The organism is Longispora sp. NPDC051575, from assembly GCF_040681875.1.
Taxonomy (GTDB): Bacteria; Actinomycetota; Actinomycetes; order Mycobacteriales; family Micromonosporaceae; genus Longispora.
In genome coordinates, this window is record NZ_JBFAZP010000005.1 from 514,276 (window position 1) to 530,659 (window position 16,384).

Annotated in this window: 17 protein-coding genes; 8 read left to right on the forward strand and 9 right to left on the reverse strand. The window is 71.7% G+C overall.

Annotated features, from left to right (window positions below):
• Window positions 1-139: 139 nt before the first annotated feature.
• The 6 genes from AB0M43_RS16765 to AB0M43_RS16790 form a co-directional block, all read right to left on the reverse strand.
• Entirely contained in the window at window positions 140-868 is a 729-nt protein-coding gene (locus tag AB0M43_RS16765; RefSeq protein WP_363725443.1) for a maleylpyruvate isomerase family mycothiol-dependent enzyme, read from the reverse strand.
• Window positions 869-1,016: 148 nt separating this feature from the next.
• Window positions 1,017-2,324, reverse strand: coding sequence for an MFS transporter (locus tag AB0M43_RS16770; protein WP_363725445.1), 1,308 nt, complete (start codon window positions 2,322-2,324; stop codon window positions 1,017-1,019).
• Window positions 2,325-2,444: 120 nt separating this feature from the next.
• Window positions 2,445-2,879: a MarR family transcriptional regulator gene (locus tag AB0M43_RS16775; RefSeq protein WP_363725786.1), complete on the reverse strand. Its 435-nt coding sequence runs from the start codon at window positions 2,877-2,879 to the stop codon at window positions 2,445-2,447.
• A gap of 57 nt (window positions 2,880-2,936) precedes the next feature.
• Window positions 2,937-3,950 (reverse strand): septation protein SepH, encoded by a 1,014-nt coding sequence (gene sepH / locus AB0M43_RS16780; protein WP_363725447.1) that lies wholly within the window; start codon window positions 3,948-3,950, stop codon window positions 2,937-2,939.
• Between the two features lie 159 nt (window positions 3,951-4,109).
• Window positions 4,110-5,237, reverse strand: coding sequence for a phosphoserine transaminase (serC, locus tag AB0M43_RS16785; RefSeq protein ID WP_363725449.1), 1,128 nt, complete (start codon window positions 5,235-5,237; stop codon window positions 4,110-4,112).
• A 104-nt stretch (window positions 5,238-5,341) separates the two neighbouring features.
• Window positions 5,342-6,442 carry a citrate synthase 2 gene (locus AB0M43_RS16790; RefSeq protein WP_363725451.1) on the reverse strand — a complete coding sequence of 367 codons (1,101 nt, stop codon included), beginning with the start codon at window positions 6,440-6,442 and terminating at the stop codon, window positions 5,342-5,344.
• Between the two features lie 227 nt (window positions 6,443-6,669).
• On the opposite strand from AB0M43_RS16790, the gene pdxH reads away from it, so the two are divergent.
• Genes pdxH through AB0M43_RS16805 form a run of 3 tightly spaced genes read left to right on the forward strand, consistent with a single transcriptional unit; the run spans window position 6,670 to window position 8,569 of the window.
• On the forward strand, window positions 6,670-7,326 hold the full coding sequence (gene pdxH, locus AB0M43_RS16795) for a pyridoxamine 5'-phosphate oxidase (RefSeq protein ID WP_363725453.1): 657 nt from the start codon (window positions 6,670-6,672) through the stop codon (window positions 7,324-7,326).
• Window positions 7,327-7,376: 50 nt separating this feature from the next.
• A complete protein-coding gene (locus AB0M43_RS16800) occupies window positions 7,377-8,282 on the forward strand; it encodes an aldose 1-epimerase family protein (RefSeq protein ID WP_363725455.1) in 906 nt (301 codons plus the stop codon).
• The gene (locus tag AB0M43_RS16805; protein WP_363725457.1) at window positions 8,279-8,569 is read left to right on the forward strand and encodes a type II toxin-antitoxin system VapB family antitoxin; all 291 of its coding nucleotides are present in this window, start codon (window positions 8,279-8,281) and stop codon (window positions 8,567-8,569) included. The genes AB0M43_RS16800 and AB0M43_RS16805 overlap by 4 nt, the downstream gene beginning before the upstream one ends.
• Window positions 8,570-8,609: 40 nt before the next feature.
• Here the strand turns inward: AB0M43_RS16805 and AB0M43_RS16810 are convergent, their stop codons facing one another.
• The gene (locus AB0M43_RS16810; protein WP_363725459.1) at window positions 8,610-9,374 is read right to left on the reverse strand and encodes a hypothetical protein; all 765 of its coding nucleotides are present in this window, start codon (window positions 9,372-9,374) and stop codon (window positions 8,610-8,612) included.
• A 42-nt stretch (window positions 9,375-9,416) separates the two neighbouring features.
• Between AB0M43_RS16810 and AB0M43_RS16815 the strand changes: the two genes are divergently transcribed.
• The 3 genes from AB0M43_RS16815 (at window position 9,417) to AB0M43_RS16825 (ending at window position 13,326) form a co-directional block, all read left to right on the forward strand.
• Window positions 9,417-10,580, forward strand: coding sequence for an acyl-CoA dehydrogenase family protein (locus AB0M43_RS16815; RefSeq protein ID WP_363725461.1), 1,164 nt, complete (start codon window positions 9,417-9,419; stop codon window positions 10,578-10,580).
• A gap of 140 nt (window positions 10,581-10,720) precedes the next feature.
• Window positions 10,721-11,155 (forward strand): hypothetical protein, encoded by a 435-nt coding sequence (locus AB0M43_RS16820; protein ID WP_363725463.1) that lies wholly within the window; start codon window positions 10,721-10,723, stop codon window positions 11,153-11,155.
• The gene (locus AB0M43_RS16825; RefSeq protein ID WP_363725465.1) at window positions 11,152-13,326 is read left to right on the forward strand and encodes a hypothetical protein; all 2,175 of its coding nucleotides are present in this window, start codon (window positions 11,152-11,154) and stop codon (window positions 13,324-13,326) included. Before AB0M43_RS16820 ends, AB0M43_RS16825 begins: the two co-directional genes overlap by 4 nt.
• Here AB0M43_RS16825 and AB0M43_RS16830 read toward each other — a convergent pair.
• Complete coding sequence (locus AB0M43_RS16830) at window positions 13,231-13,542, reverse strand: DUF202 domain-containing protein (RefSeq protein ID WP_363725467.1); 312 nt, start codon at window positions 13,540-13,542, stop codon at window positions 13,231-13,233. The two genes, AB0M43_RS16825 and AB0M43_RS16830, sit on opposite strands and share 96 nt — an antisense overlap.
• A gap of 94 nt (window positions 13,543-13,636) precedes the next feature.
• Entirely contained in the window at window positions 13,637-14,026 is a 390-nt protein-coding gene (locus tag AB0M43_RS16835; RefSeq protein WP_363725469.1) for a DUF202 domain-containing protein, read from the reverse strand.
• Window positions 14,027-14,041: 15 nt separating this feature from the next.
• Here AB0M43_RS16835 and AB0M43_RS16840 point away from each other — a divergent pair, with 15 nt between their 5' ends.
• Both AB0M43_RS16840 and AB0M43_RS16845 read left to right on the forward strand, forming a co-directional pair.
• Window positions 14,042-14,938 (forward strand): 2-hydroxyacid dehydrogenase, encoded by an 897-nt coding sequence (locus AB0M43_RS16840; RefSeq protein ID WP_363725471.1) that lies wholly within the window; start codon window positions 14,042-14,044, stop codon window positions 14,936-14,938.
• 89 nt (window positions 14,939-15,027) lie between these two features.
• Window positions 15,028-16,377 carry an L-serine ammonia-lyase gene (locus AB0M43_RS16845; protein ID WP_363725473.1) on the forward strand — a complete coding sequence of 450 codons (1,350 nt, stop codon included), beginning with the start codon at window positions 15,028-15,030 and terminating at the stop codon, window positions 16,375-16,377.
• The last annotated feature ends 7 nt before the right edge of the window (window positions 16,378-16,384 follow it).

The window sequence follows — 16,384 nt, forward strand, 5'->3', positions numbered from 1 at the left end:
GAACCACAGCCCGGACCAGACGGCCGCACCCCTCGGCGCCCGCACTGAGGACCCGCCCGCCGACCTGGCGGAACGCAGGTCGCACGTGACGCGTGCGGGCACGAACCGGACTTCGCGCCCGACACCGCCTACCGGCGGCTCACTGGGTGCCGGCCTCCATCAGGGCCCGCAGCGTCGCCGCCCCGGCCGGATCCCCCGTCACGGTCACCGCGTCGTCCCCGACCCGCCGCCACAGCCACAGCAGCACGTCCGAGGGCTCCCCGGAGATCGTCGTGGCGGCCTCCCCGGGCCCGGCGTCCACGAGGACACCCTTCGTGGTGGGCCTGACCAGCCAGGACCGGCCCCCGGCGCTCACCTCGACGGTGGGGGCGTCGACCAGCGTGTAGTCCTCCGGCCACTCCGTCGACGTCCAGGCCAGGAAGACCGTCAGGGCCTCGTCGATCCCGTCGACCGCCAGATCCGCCGCGATCGGGGTGACCTGCCCGGCGGCCAGCTCCGCGTCCACCCGGTGCACGGCGGCCTCCTGGGCCATCCGGCGCATCCAGAAGCCGACGGACTGGTCCGGCCCGTACCACGTGTAGGCCGGGTCCTCCGGCGCGCGACCCGCGACCTCGGCGGCCAGCTCGTCGTGCGCCCGGACCAGCTGGGCGAGCGCGGGCTCGGCCGACAGGTCCGGCGGCCAGCCCTCGGGGTGGTGGCCGAGGCGCAGGCACTCGACCTTGTGCAGGTAGACCATCGCCACGTGCCGGACGAGGTCCTCCACCGTCCAGTCGGGGCAGGACGGCACGCGCGCGCCGAGGTCGGTGGCGACGGCGGTCAGCCGGGCCGTGTCGGCGGCGAGCCGGTCCCGGTAGTCAACGAAATCCATGACCCGACCCTGCCACGCGGGTACGACAACTGTCGGCCGAACAGTCCGACGCGGCACCCGGGGCGGGCGGCGGGCCGGGCAGCGGACCGGGCAGCGACCGGCGACGGCCCCGATCAGGCGGAAACCTCCCGCGAGCCGGTCGCGAAGGTCAGCGGGCGAACCGGCCCAGCAGGGCGCGCCCCGGCAGCACCGACACGCTCAGCTCGTCGACATCGGGCTCGGCGAACCGCAGCGTGGGCCACGGCCGGGCGGCGAAGCTGACCTGTACCCCGCGGACCCGGATCCGCACCGCGAGCGCCACCAGCGCGGTCACGATGGACGCCAGCCCGCCGACCCAGATGCTGGACCGGGCGCTGACGTGCTCGGACAGCCACCCGATGATCGGGGCGCCGATCGGGGTCGTACCGGCGAAGACCAGCATGTACAGCGACATGACCCGGCCCCGGTACTCCGCGGGCACGCCCATCTGCACGCGCTGGTTGCACGCCTGCGCGAAGTAGACCATGGCGAACCCGGTCGGGAAGAGCAGCACGACCATGCTCAGGTACGTCGGCGCGAAGCCCAGGATCGTCTCCAGGATCCCGAAGGCGAGCGCGCCGCCGAGGATGACGTAGACCGACGGCCGGGCGTCGCGACCGGTGCCGGCGAGCGCCCCGCACAGCGCGCCGAGGGCGAGTACGGAGGTGAGCAGCCCGAACGACGCGGCCCCGTTGTGGAAGACCGTCTTGGACATGATGGCGAGGGTGAGCTGGAAGTTGTAGCCGAGCATCGCGATCACGCCCATCAGCGCCATGGGCAGCATCAGGTCGGGCCGGCGGCGCACGTAGGCGAGCCCGTCGCGGACGTTGCCGGGCTTCTTGGCCGACAGGGTGCGGTACAGGTCGGCGGACTTCATCATCAGCAGCCCGACCATGGGGCCGGCGTATGTGAGCGCGTTGAGGACGAAGACCGGGCCGGTACCGAGCCAGGCGATGCACAGGCCGGCGAGCGCGGGCCCGACGATCCGGGCGGTGTTGAACGTGGCGGCGCTCAGCGACAGCGCGTTGGGCAGCAGGTCGGCGCCCACCAGTTCACTGGCGAAGGACTGTCTGACGGGTACCTCGACGGCGTTGACCGCCCCGAACACGGCCGCGAAGACGAACACGTGCCACAGCTGGGCCCCGCCGCTGATCACGAGAATGCCGAGGGCCGCCGCGAGGACCGCCCACGCCGCGTTGACGGCGATCAGGAGTTTGCGCTTGTCGAGCCGGTCGGCGAGCTTGCCGGCGTACAGGGTGAAGACCAGGATCGGCAGGAACTGCAGCGCGGTCACGACCCCGAGCGCGGTGCCCGAGTTGTCGGAGAGCTGGAGCACCAACCAGTCCTGGGCGACGATCTGCATCCAGCCGCCGGTGAGGGAGATGAACTGTCCGACGATGAAGAGTCTGTAGTTGCGTATCCGAAATGAGCGGAACACGAAGTGGTGCGCCTCCTACGTAGATGGTGCTCACGTGGGATGGCACGGCACAAAGACCAAGAACACCGATCAGCCGGGTACGGGTCCCCCGGTCCAGCTGCGCGCCCAGTGGTGCGGCGGTCAGCTCCGGGCGATGCGCTCCAGCAGCTCAGCGGCCTTGTTCAGGGCCTCGCGTTCCTCGGCGGTCAGCTCGGCGAGTCGCTCGGCGAGCCAGGCGTCCCGGGCTCGCTGGTTGTCGCCGAGCAGGCTCCGCGCCGTCTCGGTGGTCGCCAGGATGACCTGGCGTCCGTCGGTCGGGTGCGGGGTCCGCTGTACGAGGCCCCGTTCCTCCAACTTGGCGATGACCTTCGTCATCGTCGGCGGTTGGACCCGCTCGGTGTCGGCGAGTTCGCGAGGGGTCAGTGCGCCGGCCAGGTCGAGACTGGTCAGGGCGGAGAGCTGACTCGGGGTGAGCTCGCTGATCGGGCGGGCCCGACGCAGGCTGCGGTTGAGCCGCATGATCGACTGCCGCAGGGATGCGGCGAGGCGTGCCTGGTCGTCCGTTGGCCGAACCATCACAGTCGTTAGCCTATCTCATTAGTTTGGCTAACGACCTGTGATGATCCGCACTGGTTAAGAGGTTGCCTGGCCACTGCTCGGTGCACTCCCGAATAGAACGTCGTCCCAGCTGGGCAGCTTCTTGCGAGGTTTGTCCCCGGACGCCGGATCGGCGACCGACGGGGTGGCCGACTGCCGGCGCGGCCGGAGCACGGCGAGCGAAGGCACGGCCGGCACCTCCTTGGGCGCGTCCATGTCGTCCTCGGCGAACGCCGACACCGACAGCTTGCCGGGCGCGGTCGGGGACTGCTGCCGCGCGGCCGGCTCCAGGCTGCGGCCCGGCCGGTCGAGCGGACGCTCCAGCGAGGCGAGCAGCGCGTCCCGGCCGGCCCGGATCGGGTCGCTGCCCTGGGCCAGCTGGTCCGCCGGCCGCAGCGCGCGCGGCGGCGGCCCCGCCGGGTCGTGCCCATGCCGGGCCGGCTCGGGGGCCGGGTCCTGGCCGAGCAGCGGGGCGGGGCGCTCCGTGCACAGGTAGTGGGACATGTCGTCGGACGGGATGACGACCTGGCGGGCCTTGTCGAGCTCCCAGACCGCCTGCGCCGTGGCCTTGCCGCTCGGCCACGTGGCGACGACGCGCCAGGTGCCGTCGTCGCGCCGGTACGCGTCCCAGGAGACCTTCTCGGCGTCCACGCCGTGCTTGCCGAGCCGCGCGTCGACGACCTCGGCGAGCGAGGCGCCCCGGTCGGAGGTGCGCAGCCGGGTACGCCGGGCGTGCTGGGCGAGCATGGCGCGCTCCTGGAGCACCGGGCCGGCGTAGCGCAGGACGCGGTCGACCGGGACGTTGGCGACGCGCGCCACGTCCTCGGCGGACTCGCCGCCCCGGATCCGGGCCTGGATGTCGCGGGGGGACAACGCCGTCTGGGCACCCATCGCCGGGCTGGCCGGGTGGGTGCGCAGCGCGTTGCGGTCGTGCCGCAGCGCGGACGTCATCTGGTCGTCGATGGGGAGCGCCAGCAGTCGGCCGACCTCGTCGGCGAGCACCAGCGCCTGGCCGTCCTCGGAGAGGGCGACGAAGCGTACCGGCCGCATCGCGATCCTCCGTCCCGTCGGGGCGCCTGTCTGGACACCGTACGACGAACGATAGCGGCTCTGTGCGAGGCACGCCGGGGCAATCTAAGAGACGAGTACCTCAAAAGGGGGTAAAAAGCGAGCACCGGCACGCTCTGCAGCGTGCCGGTGCCGGAAAAATTACAGTCCTGAGAGCACGAAGTCGATGCACTTCGTCAGTGCCTCGACGTCTGAGGGCTCCACGCTCGGGAACAGCGCCACCCGGAGCTGGTTGCGGCCGAGCTTGCGGTACGGCTCGGTGTCCACGATGCCGTTCGCCCGGAGCGCCTTGGCCACGGCCGTCGCGTCCACGCTGTCGTCGAAGTCGATCGTGGCGACCACGTTGGACCGCAGCGCCGGGTCCACGACGTACGGCGTCGCGACCGGGGAGGCGTCCGCCCAGTCGTAGAGCACGCCGGCCGACTCGGCGGTCCGCTTGGCGCACCACTCCAGCCCGCCGTTCGCGAGCATCCAGTCGGTCTGCTCGGCCGCGAGGAAGATCGTGGCCAGCGCCGGCGTGTTGTACGTCTGCTCCAGGCGGGACTGCTCGATCGCCGTCACCAGGTCGAGGAACGCGGGGATGTAGCGGCCCGACTCCTTGATCTCGAAGGCGCGCGCGATGGCGGCCGGCGACAGGATGGCGATCCACAGGCCGCCGTCGGAGCCGAAGCACTTCTGCGGCGCGAAGTAGTACACATCCGTCTCGGCGATGTCGACCGCGAGGCCGCCGGCCGCCGAGGTGGCGTCGACCAGCAGCAACGCGCCCTCGTCGGCGCCTTCCACGCGACGGATCGGCACCGCGACGCCGGTGGAGGTCTCGTTCTGCGGCAGGCAGTAGGCGTCGATCCCGGCCTCGGCGACCAGGGTCGGCGCGCTGCCCGGGTCGGCCTTGTGCACGGTCGGCGCACCGAGGAACGGCGCCGCCTTCACCGAGGACACGAACTTCGAGCCGAACTCGCCGAACGACGCGAACTGCGCGCGGTCCCGGATCAGGCCGAACGTCGCGACCTCCCAGAACGCGGTGGTGCCGCCGTTGCCGATCACGACCTCGTAGCCCTCGGGGAGGTTGAACAGGCTGGCCAGGCCGCGCCGGAGCCGGGCGACCTCGTTCTTGACCGTGGCCTGCCGGTGGGAGGTGCCGAGGAACGTGGTCGCCACGTCCGCCAGGGCCGCGACGGCCTCGGGGCGGACCTTCGACGGGCCGCAGCCGAACCGGCCGTCGGCGGGCTTGAGGTTCTCGGGAATGATCACAGGACAGCGTCCTTCCATCGGGTGATCTTGCGCATGCCCGGCGACGCTGCCGTGTCCGACCAGACTATCCCAACGAAAAGGGGCCGCCCGAGGGCGGCCCCTGAACGATCGTTTAACGCTGCCTAACGGGCGATCACGTCGAAGCCCTCGACGTCGGACGGCTTGCGCGGCGCGGGGCCGATGTAGGTCGCCGACGGCCGGACCAGGCGGCCGAGCTTCTTCTGCTCCAGGATGTGCGCGCTCCACCCGGCGACCCGGGCGCAGGTGAACATCGAGGTGAACATGTGCGCGGGGACCTCGGCGAAGTCCAGCACCACGGCCGACCAGAACTCGACGTTCGTGGCCAGCACCCGGTCGGGCTTGCGGGCGTGCAGCTCGGCCAGCGCGGCCTTCTCCAGGGCCTCGGCGACCTCGAAGCGCGGCGCGTTGAGCTCGCGGGCCGTGCGGCGGAGCACGCGGGCGCGCGGGTCCTCCGCCCGGTACACCCGGTGGCCGAAGCCCATCAGGCGCTCGCCCCGGTCGAGGACGCCCTTGACGTACGCGTCGGCGTCGCCGGTGCGCTCCACGCCCTCCAGCATCTCCAGCACCCGGGAGGGCGCGCCGCCGTGCAGCGGGCCCGAGAGCGCGCCGATGCCGGAGGAGATACAGGCGGCCGCGTCCGCGCCGGTGGAGGCGACGACGCGGGTGGTGAACGTCGAGGCGTTCATGCCGTGCTCGGCGGCCGAGATGAAGTACGCGTCGACGGCCTTGACGTGCCGCGGGTCGGGCTCGCCCCGCCAGCGCTTCATGAACCGCTCCACGATCGTGGCGGCGGTGTCGATCTCCTTCTGCGGCACGGCCGGCAGGCCCACCCCGCGCGCGGACTGCGCGACGAAGGACAGCGCGGTCACCGACACCCGGGCGAGGTCGGCGCGCGCCTGCTCGTCGGAGATGTCGAGCAGCTGGCCGAGGCCCCAGTACGGCGCGAGCATCGCGACCGCGGACTGGACGTCGACCCGGATGTCGCCGGAGTGCACCGGTACCGGGAACGGCTCCGCGGGCGGCAGCCCGGGCCCGAACTTCCCGTCGACCAGCAGGGCCCACACGTTACCGAACGACACCCGACCGATCAGGTCTTCGATGTCGACGCCGCGATACCGCAGCGCACCGCCTTCCTTGTCAGGTTCGGCGATCTCGGACTCGAAGGCGATGACACCCTCTAGCCCGGGCTTGAAGTCGGACATTAGTACTCCCAGGATCCGTACGCCATATATGACGGATGTCCGGGACGCGCGCCTCCGGCCCGAGTCCGTGCGCCCGGTGGCCCCGCCCACCGGTCTGGCGGACGGCGACCATCAGTAGTGCCTTGCGCGACATCTTGGACCCTCGGAGGGGGTCATGGGGTAAAACCACTCCGGGATGTGGCGAGTGCCTCACTTTTTCAGCCAATGGGCTGGTCCCCTGACAGGATATGCGGGTGATAGGTGACACTGCGGCAAATCTGGCTGCGATGCGGCAGGAGTACGGCGATCTTCCGCTGAACGAGTCTGACCTGGCAGAAGACTGGCCGGGTCAGTTCGCGGCGTGGCTGGACGTGGCCCGCAGGACCGGGGTGGACGAGCCCAACGCGATGGTGCTGGCCACCGCCGCGCTCGACGGCCGGCCGTCCGCGCGCTCGGTGCTGCTGAAGTCCATCGACGACCGGGGCTTCGTCTTCTTCACCAACTACGAGTCGCGCAAGGGGCTGGAACTGCGCGACGACCCGCATGCCAGCCTCGTCTTCCCGTGGTACGCGCTGCACCGGCAGGTCATCGTCTGCGGCGAGGTCGAGCGGGTCACCCGCACCGAGACCGAGGAGTACTTCGCGAGCCGCCCCCGGGGCGCCCGGCTCGGCGCGTGGGCCAGCCGGCAGTCCGAGGTCATCTCCGGCCGGGCCGAACTGGAGGCCGCGTGGGAGGCCGCCGAGCACCGCTGGCCCGAGGAGATCCCCGCCCCGGACCACTGGGGAGGCTTCCGCGTCGTGCCGCAGACCGTCGAGTTCTGGCAGGGCCGGCGCAGTCGGTTGCACGACAGGTTGCGGTTCCGGCACAGCGCGGCGGGCTGGCTGGTGGAGAGATTGTCACCATAGCTTCAACTGGGGGTTTTGTCGGGTCTCGCGGCGCGCTATGGTCGCGGACTATGGAGTGGTCCATCGCCGCCGGCGATCAGCGCGCAGTGGTGACCGAGGTCGGTGGTGGCCTGCGGTCCTACTCGGCCGGTGGCGTCGACCTCGTCGACGGGTACCAGGAGGACGCGCTCTGCCCGTTCGCCGCCGGCCAGGTGCTCGCGCCGTGGCCGAACCGGGTGCGCGACGGCCGCTACACCTTCGCGGGCGTGCCCCGGCAGCTCCCCCTGAGCGAGCCCGACTGGCACAACGCCATCCACGGCCTGGTCAACTGGGTGCCCTGGCGCGCCGTCGAGGTCGCCGAGGACGCGGTGACCGTGGAGTACGAGCTGCCGGCGTCGCCCGGCTACCCGTTCCGGCTGCTGCTGCGCACCCGCTGGTCGGTGGGGCCGGAGGGGCTGCGCGCCGAACACCACGCGACCAACACGGGTACCGGGCCGGCGCCGTTCGGCCTCGGCGCCCACCCGTACCTGCGGATCGACGGGGTCCCGGTCGACGACCTGGTCCTCCGGCTGAGCATGCGCTCCCGCCTCCTCACCGACAGCCGGCTGCTCCCGATCGGGGCGGCCCGGGTCGACGGCTCCGACTACGACTACACGGCCGGCCGCCGGCTCGGCGCCACCCGGCTGGACACGACGTTCGGGCTGCCCAACCGGGACGAGCAGGGCCGGATCCTCGGTTCCCTGACCGCCCCGGACGGCAGGTCTGTCACCCTGTGGGCGGATCAGTCGTTCCGGTGGCTCCAGCTGTACACGGCGGACGGGCTCCCCGACGGCCGGCACCGGCGTTCCGTGGCCGTCGAGCCGATGACCTGTCCGCCCGACGCGCTGCGGTCCGGGCGCGACCTCGTGACCCTCGCGCCGGGTGAGCAGTGGCGCGGCACGTGGGGCATCGTGGCGAGCGATAGTCTCAGTACGTGATTTTCAAAGCGGTCCGCGAGGGCCAGCCGTACCCGGAGCACGGTCTGAGCCTCAAGGACTGGGCCGAGATCCCGCCGCGCCCCGTGCGGCTGGACCAGCTCATCACGACCAAGCGCGAGCTCGGCCTCGACCGGCTGCTCGCCGACGACTCCACGTTCTACGGCGACCTGTTCCCGCACGTGGTCCGCTACCAGGACGCGTTGTACCTGGAGGACGGGGTGCACCGAGCGCTGCGCGCGGCCCTGCAGCAGCGCACGACGATCCACGCGCGGGTCCTGGAGCTCTAGCCCACACACCCGTGTGCCGGACGCCCGCCCCGGCCCGGGGCTAGTGCACGCTCACCTGGATGTCGCGCCCCTCCTCGTCCGGCTCCACCGGCTCGGCCGTCCGCTGCCCGAACCGGTGCAGGAACGCCGGCCGGGGACCCGCCGCGACCACGGCGGCGGCGAGCAGCAGGATGCCGAGGATCGCGCAGAACGCGCCCGGCTGGGCGACCAGTTCCGGGGTCGGGAAGTCCGCCGACCGGTTGGGGCGGTCGAAGTCGCCCAGCACGGTCGGGTCGAGCTGGCGTTGCAGGCTCAGATAGACGTTGAGCATCGAGCCGAGCACGTAGACCGTGACGCCGGCGGCGGCGAGCCGGGCCGCGCCGTTCAGCCGGCCGGTGCTGGTCGCGGCGGTGACCGCGAGCGCGATCAGGGCGAAGACGCCGAGCCCGAAGACGAAGCCGTCGGCCAGGGCGCTGCGGGACAGCATGCTCACCAGGCTGCCCAGGCCCGCCCCGGTGCCGGCGGCCATCGCCTTGCCGTCCAGCTCGACGGTGAGGTTGGGCAGCAGGCTGGCGGCGGTGACCAGCGCGACCCCGAGGGCCGCGAGGACCACCGTGGTACGGAGCCGGGCCCGGTCGGGCGCCGCGTCCTCGTCCTCCGGCCCGTACCCGTCGTGGAGTTCGTCCGGGTCGAGGTCGGGCGCGGACCACGCCGGCCCCGACGTCGCGGCCGTCCCGGCGGGCCCGGAGGCCGGCCCCGCTCCGGGCAGGTGGAATTCGGGCAGCTCGGCGGGGGTACGGCCGAGGCCGTCCGGACTGGTGCTCATAGTGGCCCATGATGCCTGACCGGCAGCCGATACGGTGGCCTCATGACTGACGCCATCGAGCTGCTCGCCCTCGAATCGCTGTTGTCCGCCGAGGAGCGCGCCTTCGCCGACAGCGTGCGCCGGCTCGTGGACGACCAGGTCCGCCCACACGTCGCAGAGTGGTACGAGAGCGGCAGAGCCCCTGTCCGGGAGCTCGCCCGGGAGCTGGGCAAGCTGGGCCTGCTCGGCGCCCACCTCACCGGCTACGGCTGCGCGGGCGTCTCCGCCGTCGCGTACGGCCTGTCGTGCCTGGAGCTGGAGGCCGGCGACTCGGGGGTCCGGAGCCTGGTCAGCGTGCAGGGTTCCCTGGCGATGTTCGCGATCTGGAAGTTCGGCTCCGAGGAGCAGAAGCAGCACTGGCTGCCCCGGATGGCGGCCGGCGAGGCGATCGGGTGCTTCGGCCTCACCGAACCGGATCACGGGTCCGACCCGGCCGGGATGACCACCCGGGCGGTCCGGGACGGGGACGACTGGCTGCTCACCGGTACCAAAATGTGGATCACCAACGCGCCGGTCGCCGAGCTGGCCGTGATCTGGGCGCGGGTCGAGCAGGGCATCACCGGGTTCGTGGTGCCGCTGGCCGAGCCCGGGGTGACCGTCAACGAGATCGGCAACAAGATGTCGCTGCGCGCCTCGGCGACCGGCGAACTGGTCTTCGACAACGTCCGGCTGCCCGCCTCGGCCCAGCTGCCGGGGGCCCGGGGGCTCAAGGCGCCGCTGTCCTGCCTGACCGAGGCGCGGTACGGGATCGTGTGGGGGGCGCTCGGCGCGGCCCGGGACTGCCTGGAGACCGCGATCTCCTACACCCGCAACCGGGAGCAGTTCGGCCGGCCGCTCGCCGGGTTCCAGCTCACCCAGGCGAAGCTCGCCGACATGGCCCTGGAACTCCAGAAGGGGTACCTGCTGGCCCTGCACCTCGGCCGGCTCGCCGACGCCGGGCAGCTCCAGCCGGAGCAGGTCAGCGTGGGCAAGCTGAACAACGTGCGCGAGGCGCTGGCCATCGCGCGGACCTGCCGGACGCTGCTCGGCGCGAACGGCATCTCGGGGGAGTACCCGATCATGCGGCACGCGAACAACCTGGAGAGCGTGCTGACGTACGAGGGCACCTCGGAGGTGCACCAGCTGGTGATCGGGCAGAAGCTGACGGGGCTGTCCGCGTTCGCCTGACCGGGCTGTCGGTCCCCGCCGGGGGTGTGGGCGGTTGACGGATGGCCGACCCCGGGCTCGACCGTCGGTGGGACGCTGGTCACTCCACTGTGCAGTACCGTGAAGATGGCTTTTGTCATTCACGGCGTGAGGAGTTCCGGGTGCTATCAGAAGCCTTGACGGGGCTCGCGGCGGCCGGGGGCACCGCCCTGGTCGGCGCGATGGTGACCGACGGTTGGGCCGCCGCGAAGTCCGGCTTCGCCGCGCTGTTCGGCCGGCGCTCCCCGGCCGACGTCGCCACCTACGAGGGCCGGCTCGACCGGGCCGCGGCCCGGCTCGCCGCCCTGGAGGGCGAACCGCTCGCCGTCGAGAGCGCCGCCCTCGCCCGCACCTGGCGGGACCGGCTGGAGGAACTGCTCGTCGAGGAACCCGACGCGGAGGCGGAGTTGCGCACCCTCGTCGAGCGGCTCGGCGGGCCGGCCCCGATGGCGGCCGGCACGGTGTCGATCAGAGTCCACGCCACCGACGACGCCCAGGTGGCGGTCCTCGGCCAGGGACACCAGACCAACACCTTCGGGCGCCGGACCGACGGGTGACCCGCTGGGAGCCGCAGATCCCGATCAACGTGGAGGCGTACGCCGGCTCCACGGTCGCGGTGCTCGGGGCGGGCAGCCAGGACAACAGCGGGGCCGTCGCGATGCTGGCGGGCATCGAGGGGTCCGTCGCCCCGCCCTTCGGTCGCCGGGTGCCCGGCCGCCCGCTCCGGGGCCGCGACGACCTGCTCGGCACCCTGGAGGGCGTGCTCACCGACAGCGCGCAGTGGCCCCGGGTCCGGGTGCTGCACGGGCTGAGCGGCTGCGGCAAGAGCTCCGTCGCGCTGGAACTCGCCGCCCGGGCCGACGAGCGCGGGATCCCGACCTGGTGGGTGTCCGCCTCCGACCCGAACAGCATGGTCGCGAGCCTGCGCTCGGTGGCCCGGGCCGCGGGGGCGTCGTCGAGCGAACTCCAGGGACACCTGCCCGACGAGCTGTGGAAGCGGCTCAACGCCCAGACCGGCCCCTGGCTCCTCGTCATCGACGGCGCCAACGATCCCGGGGTGCTCGCGACCGGCAGGGCGGCGGTCACCGACGGCACCGGATGGCTCCGTCCGCACACCAGCCAGGGCCTGGTCGTCGTGACCAGCCAGGACGGCAGCGCGGCCTGGGGCGGCTGGTGCCACCGGACCCAGGTGGAGGCGCTGTCGGCGGCGCACGGCGCACAGGTGCTCCTCGACCACGTCGGCGACGCCGCCGGAGACGCCCAGGAGGCCGAGAACCTCGCGCGCCGGCTCGGCGGGCACCCGCTGGCCCTGGAGCTGGCCGGGGCCTTCCTGACGGCGGAGATCGGGGCGCTGATCCCGACGCCCGGCGCGACCCGGAGCTTCGAGCAGTACCGCAGGGCGCTGGCGGACGGCCGGCTCGCCCAGGACGCCCGGATCGACGAACTCCTGGGGCACACCCTCGCCGTGCTGGAACAGGACTGCGGGCCCGACGGGCGGAAGCTGCTCATGCTGCTGTCCTGCCTGGCGGACGCGCCGGTGCCGTTCCAGGCGTTCCTGGACCCGGTGGTCCTGGCCGGATCCGGGCTCTTCGACAACGGGGACGGCGCGGGGCTCTCCCGGTCGCTCCGGTTCCTCGCCGACTTCAGCCTGGTCCGGCTGTTCGATCTGGGAGACCACGCGCCGAAGCTGCTGGAGATGCATCCGCTGGTCCGTGAGGCGGGCCGCCGGCTCGTGAGGCGGTACGAGGCGCCGAACGCGTTCCCGGAAGTGGCGGCGGCTCTCCTGCGCCGCGCCGTGGCGGCGGACGACGCGTCCACGCCGATCAAGGTGACGGAGCAGTTCCTGTTCTTCACCCACGTCAACGTGATCAGGGATGAGTTGGGCAACACCATTTCGAGGTCGGCGAGGACCGTCGAGGACATCTGGACCGTCAGCGAACAGCTGGACGTGGTGGTATGCCGGCTGCTGTCCGAGGCGATCCTCAGCCTGGGTGGCCGGCCCGGCAAGAAGAACAAAGCGTTCCGCCGCGCGCTGACGCAACTGCGGGACGACATCGCCAGCCGCTGGAAGATGCCGTTCGTGGACCTGTCGGTGGGCATCGCGCTGTGGTACGAGGCGCGGGTCACGGAAGCGGAGGTGCGCTTCCGAAGGGCGGTCGAGCAGTGCCGGCGAGAGTTCGACGAGCGGGACCTGCGGCTACTGGTGGCTCGAACCCTCCTGATCGGCGCCTACACCCATGAGGGGAACGAAGTCGACGGGGTGGCGGAGTCGCGGGAGATGCTGCAGCTCTGGCCTGTCGGTGTGAGAGACGACCTCATGGCTATCAATCAACAGCGCCTGGGAGCACTGTTGCTGAGGCTGGGCCGCCACGCGGAGGCTGAGCCGGAACTGCGAAAGGCTCTCGATCTCCACCGGAACGACCAGGGGGCGGAAAGCCCGGTGACACTCGAGACCTGGCTTTCCTGGGCGGCTACGTTGAAGGAACTCCCGGACCCGGACAGGGCCCTCGAAGAGTTCGAGAAGCTCGCCGAACAGTCCAGTCGCGTGCTCGGCGACGACCACGGGATCACGAGGTCCGCCCTGGCCGGCCTCTCCTCGCTCCGTGCGCCCGCCACGGCCCCGGCCGGGACCCTAGCGTCCCAGCTCCCCGAGCCCGACGGCGACGATCCCGAGCACGGCGACGGCCACGACGGAGCCGGCGGCGATCAGGGCGGTCGGGAGCAGTAGCCGGGTCGGGTGCGGCACCCCCATCGCGGCCACCCGCCAGAACCCGACCCGCAACAGCACCAGCCAACTGATCACCACCCCGGCCAGCAGCAGCGGCTCGCCCCCGCACAGCCGGGCCCCGAGCAGCGTCACCACCACCGAGGTCAGCACGGTGCGCCGCCACGCCAGCCGGGTCCGCTCGGGCTGCAACCCGCCGTCCCCGGCGAGCAGCCTCACGACCCCCACCAGCCCCGGAGCCGGCGACCCGAGGCCAGGGGGCGACCCGACACCCGGCGGCGACCCGAGCCCCGGCGGCCGGGACAGTCGGGCGTCACCTGCCGAACCCCCCGGCGATCACCAACACGATCAACGCCACGGCTCCCACGCCGAGGGACAGGGCCAGCACCGCCGGGAACCGCTGCGGCGGCAGATCCTTCCCGGTACGCATCGCGCGCTCGCACCGGATCCAGTGGTCCACGGCCCGCAGCGCGCACCCGCCGCCCAACAGGAGCAGCACCACCGCGATCACGGTCCGGACATAGGGGGCCGCTGGCGTGGTGACGAACTGGGCCGCGGCGAGCCCACCGCCCACCAGGGCCAGTGCCGTACGGAGCCAGGCGAGGAACGTTCGCTCGTTGGCGAGGGAGAAGCGGTAGTCGGGAGTGTCGCCCGTCTCACGCACCTCATGGGGATCGAACCACTGTCGGATCTCGCGGAACACAGCACAATTATCGCTGTGCGCTATCTCATCCCTTTCGCGGAGTCCGCTGACCGGCTGTCCGACCTCGACGTCGAGGTGTGGGACGGCTCCACCCCACTACCCAGCGTGATCGATGATGTTGAGTTCTTCGTGCCGCCGTACACGTTCAACAAGGAGTACTACCAGCCGATCGCGGACATGCCCGCGCTCCGGGTCGTGCAGCTGCTGACCGCCGGGTACGAGCACGCGATGCACCTGATGCGCCCCGGGCTGCTGCTGGCCAACGCGCGCGGCGTGCACGACGCGTCGACCGCCGAGATGGCCCTGACCCTCACCCTGGCCGCGCAGCGCAACATCGCCGGCTACGTCCGCAACGGTGACCAGGGGAAATGGGTCCGCGACGAGCGCCCGTCGCTCGCCGACTCCCGGGTCCTGATCGTCGGCTACGGCTCGATCGGCGAGGCCATCGAGCGCCGGCTCGCCGGGTTCGAGGTGTCGGTGACGCGGGTGGCGCGGTCGGCGCGGGAGGGCGTACACCCCATCTCGGAAGTGTTGGATCTTCTGCCGGAGGCCGACGTCGTCATCCTGATCACGCCGCTGACGGAGGAGACCCGGGGCCTGGTCGGGGCCGGGTTCCTCGCGGCGATGCGGGACGGCGCGCTGCTGGTCAACGTCGCGCGCGGCCCGGTGGTCGACACCGACGCGCTGCTGGTGGAGCTGACCTCGGGCCGGCTGCGGGCCGCGCTCGACGTGACCGATCCGGAGCCGCTGCCGGCGGACCACCCGCTGTGGTCGGCGCCCAACACCCTGATAAGTCCGCACATCGGCGGTCAGACGTCCGCTTTCTGGCCTCGGGGGCGGAAACTGATCGAAGAGCAGATTCGCCGGTACGAGGCCGGTGAGCCCCTCACGAACCTCGTCTGGCCCGCGTGATCTCGGCGTTACTTTTGGGGTGCGGGCCCCGGTGACGGCTACGCTCGACGCGGTTGGCAACGTCGCCAGCGGCAGCGGTGAGGAACAGCATGATCAGTGTCTTTGACCTGTTCAAGGTCGGTATCGGTCCGTCGAGCTCGCATACGGTGGGCCCGATGAGGGCGGCCCGGACCTTCGTCGGGGGATTGAAGGCCGACGCGCTGCTCGCCGACGTCGCGGTGATCGACGCCCAGCTGTTCGGCTCCCTCGGCGCGACCGGCCGCGGGCACGGCAGCGACAAGGCCGTCCTCCTCGGGCTGACCGGGGAGGCGCCGGAGACGGTCGACACCGCGACGGCGGACGCCCGGTTCGCCGAGATCCGCGAGGCCGGCGTGGTGGACCTGCTGGGCGTGCATCCGGCGAAGTTCGAGCTGACCCTGCACCGGCGCAAGTCGCTGCCGCTGCACCCGAACGGGATGCGGTTCACGGCGATCGACGCCGAGGGCCACGTGCTGCGCGCCCGGACGTACTACTCGGTCGGCGGTGGGTTCGTCGTGGACGAGCACACCGGCCAGATCAAGGAGGACGACACCCCGGTCGCGTACCCGTTCAGGACGGGCGACGAGCTGCTGCGGATGACCAAGGAGTCCGGGAAGTCGATCTCGGAGATCATGATGGCCAACGAGCTGTCCTGGCGCTCCGAGGCCGATATCCGGGAGGGCCTGCTGCACATCTGGCAGGTGATGCGCGACTGCGTGCAGACCGGTTGCTCCACCGAGGGCGTCCTCCCCGGCGGGCTGAAGGTCCGCCGCCGGGCGATGGAACTCAAGCGCCAGATGGAGTCCGAGCATTTCGTCACCGATCCGCTCCGGGTGATGGACTGGGTGACGTTGTTCGCGTTGGCGGTGAATGAGGAGAACGCGGCCGGCGGACGGGTGGTGACCGCCCCGACAAATGGCGCGGCCGGAATCGTTCCCGCCGTCATGCACTATTACTGGCGTTTCGTTCCGGGCGCGACCGACGACGGCATTGTCAAGTTCCTGTTGACGGCCGCCGCGGTGGGTGTCCTGTTCAAGGAGAACGCGTCGATCTCCGGTGCCGAGGTGGGTTGTCAGGGTGAGGTCGGGTCGGCGTGCTCCATGGCCGCCGCCGGGCTCGCCGAGGTCCTCGGCGGCACCCCTGACCAGGTCGAGAACGCCGCCGAGATCGCCATGGAACACAACCTCGGCCTCACCTGCGACCCGATCGGCGGGCTCGTGCAGATCCCCTGCATCGAACGCAACGCCGTCGCCTCGATCAAGGCCATCACCGCCGCCCGACTCGCCCTGCGCGGCGACGGCGACCATTTCGTCTCCCTCGACAAGGTCATCAAGACCATGCGGGAAACGGGGGCGGATATGAAGGTTAAGTACAAAGAGACCGCCCGTGGGGGCCTCGCTGTCAACGTCATTGAATGTTGAGCTAATC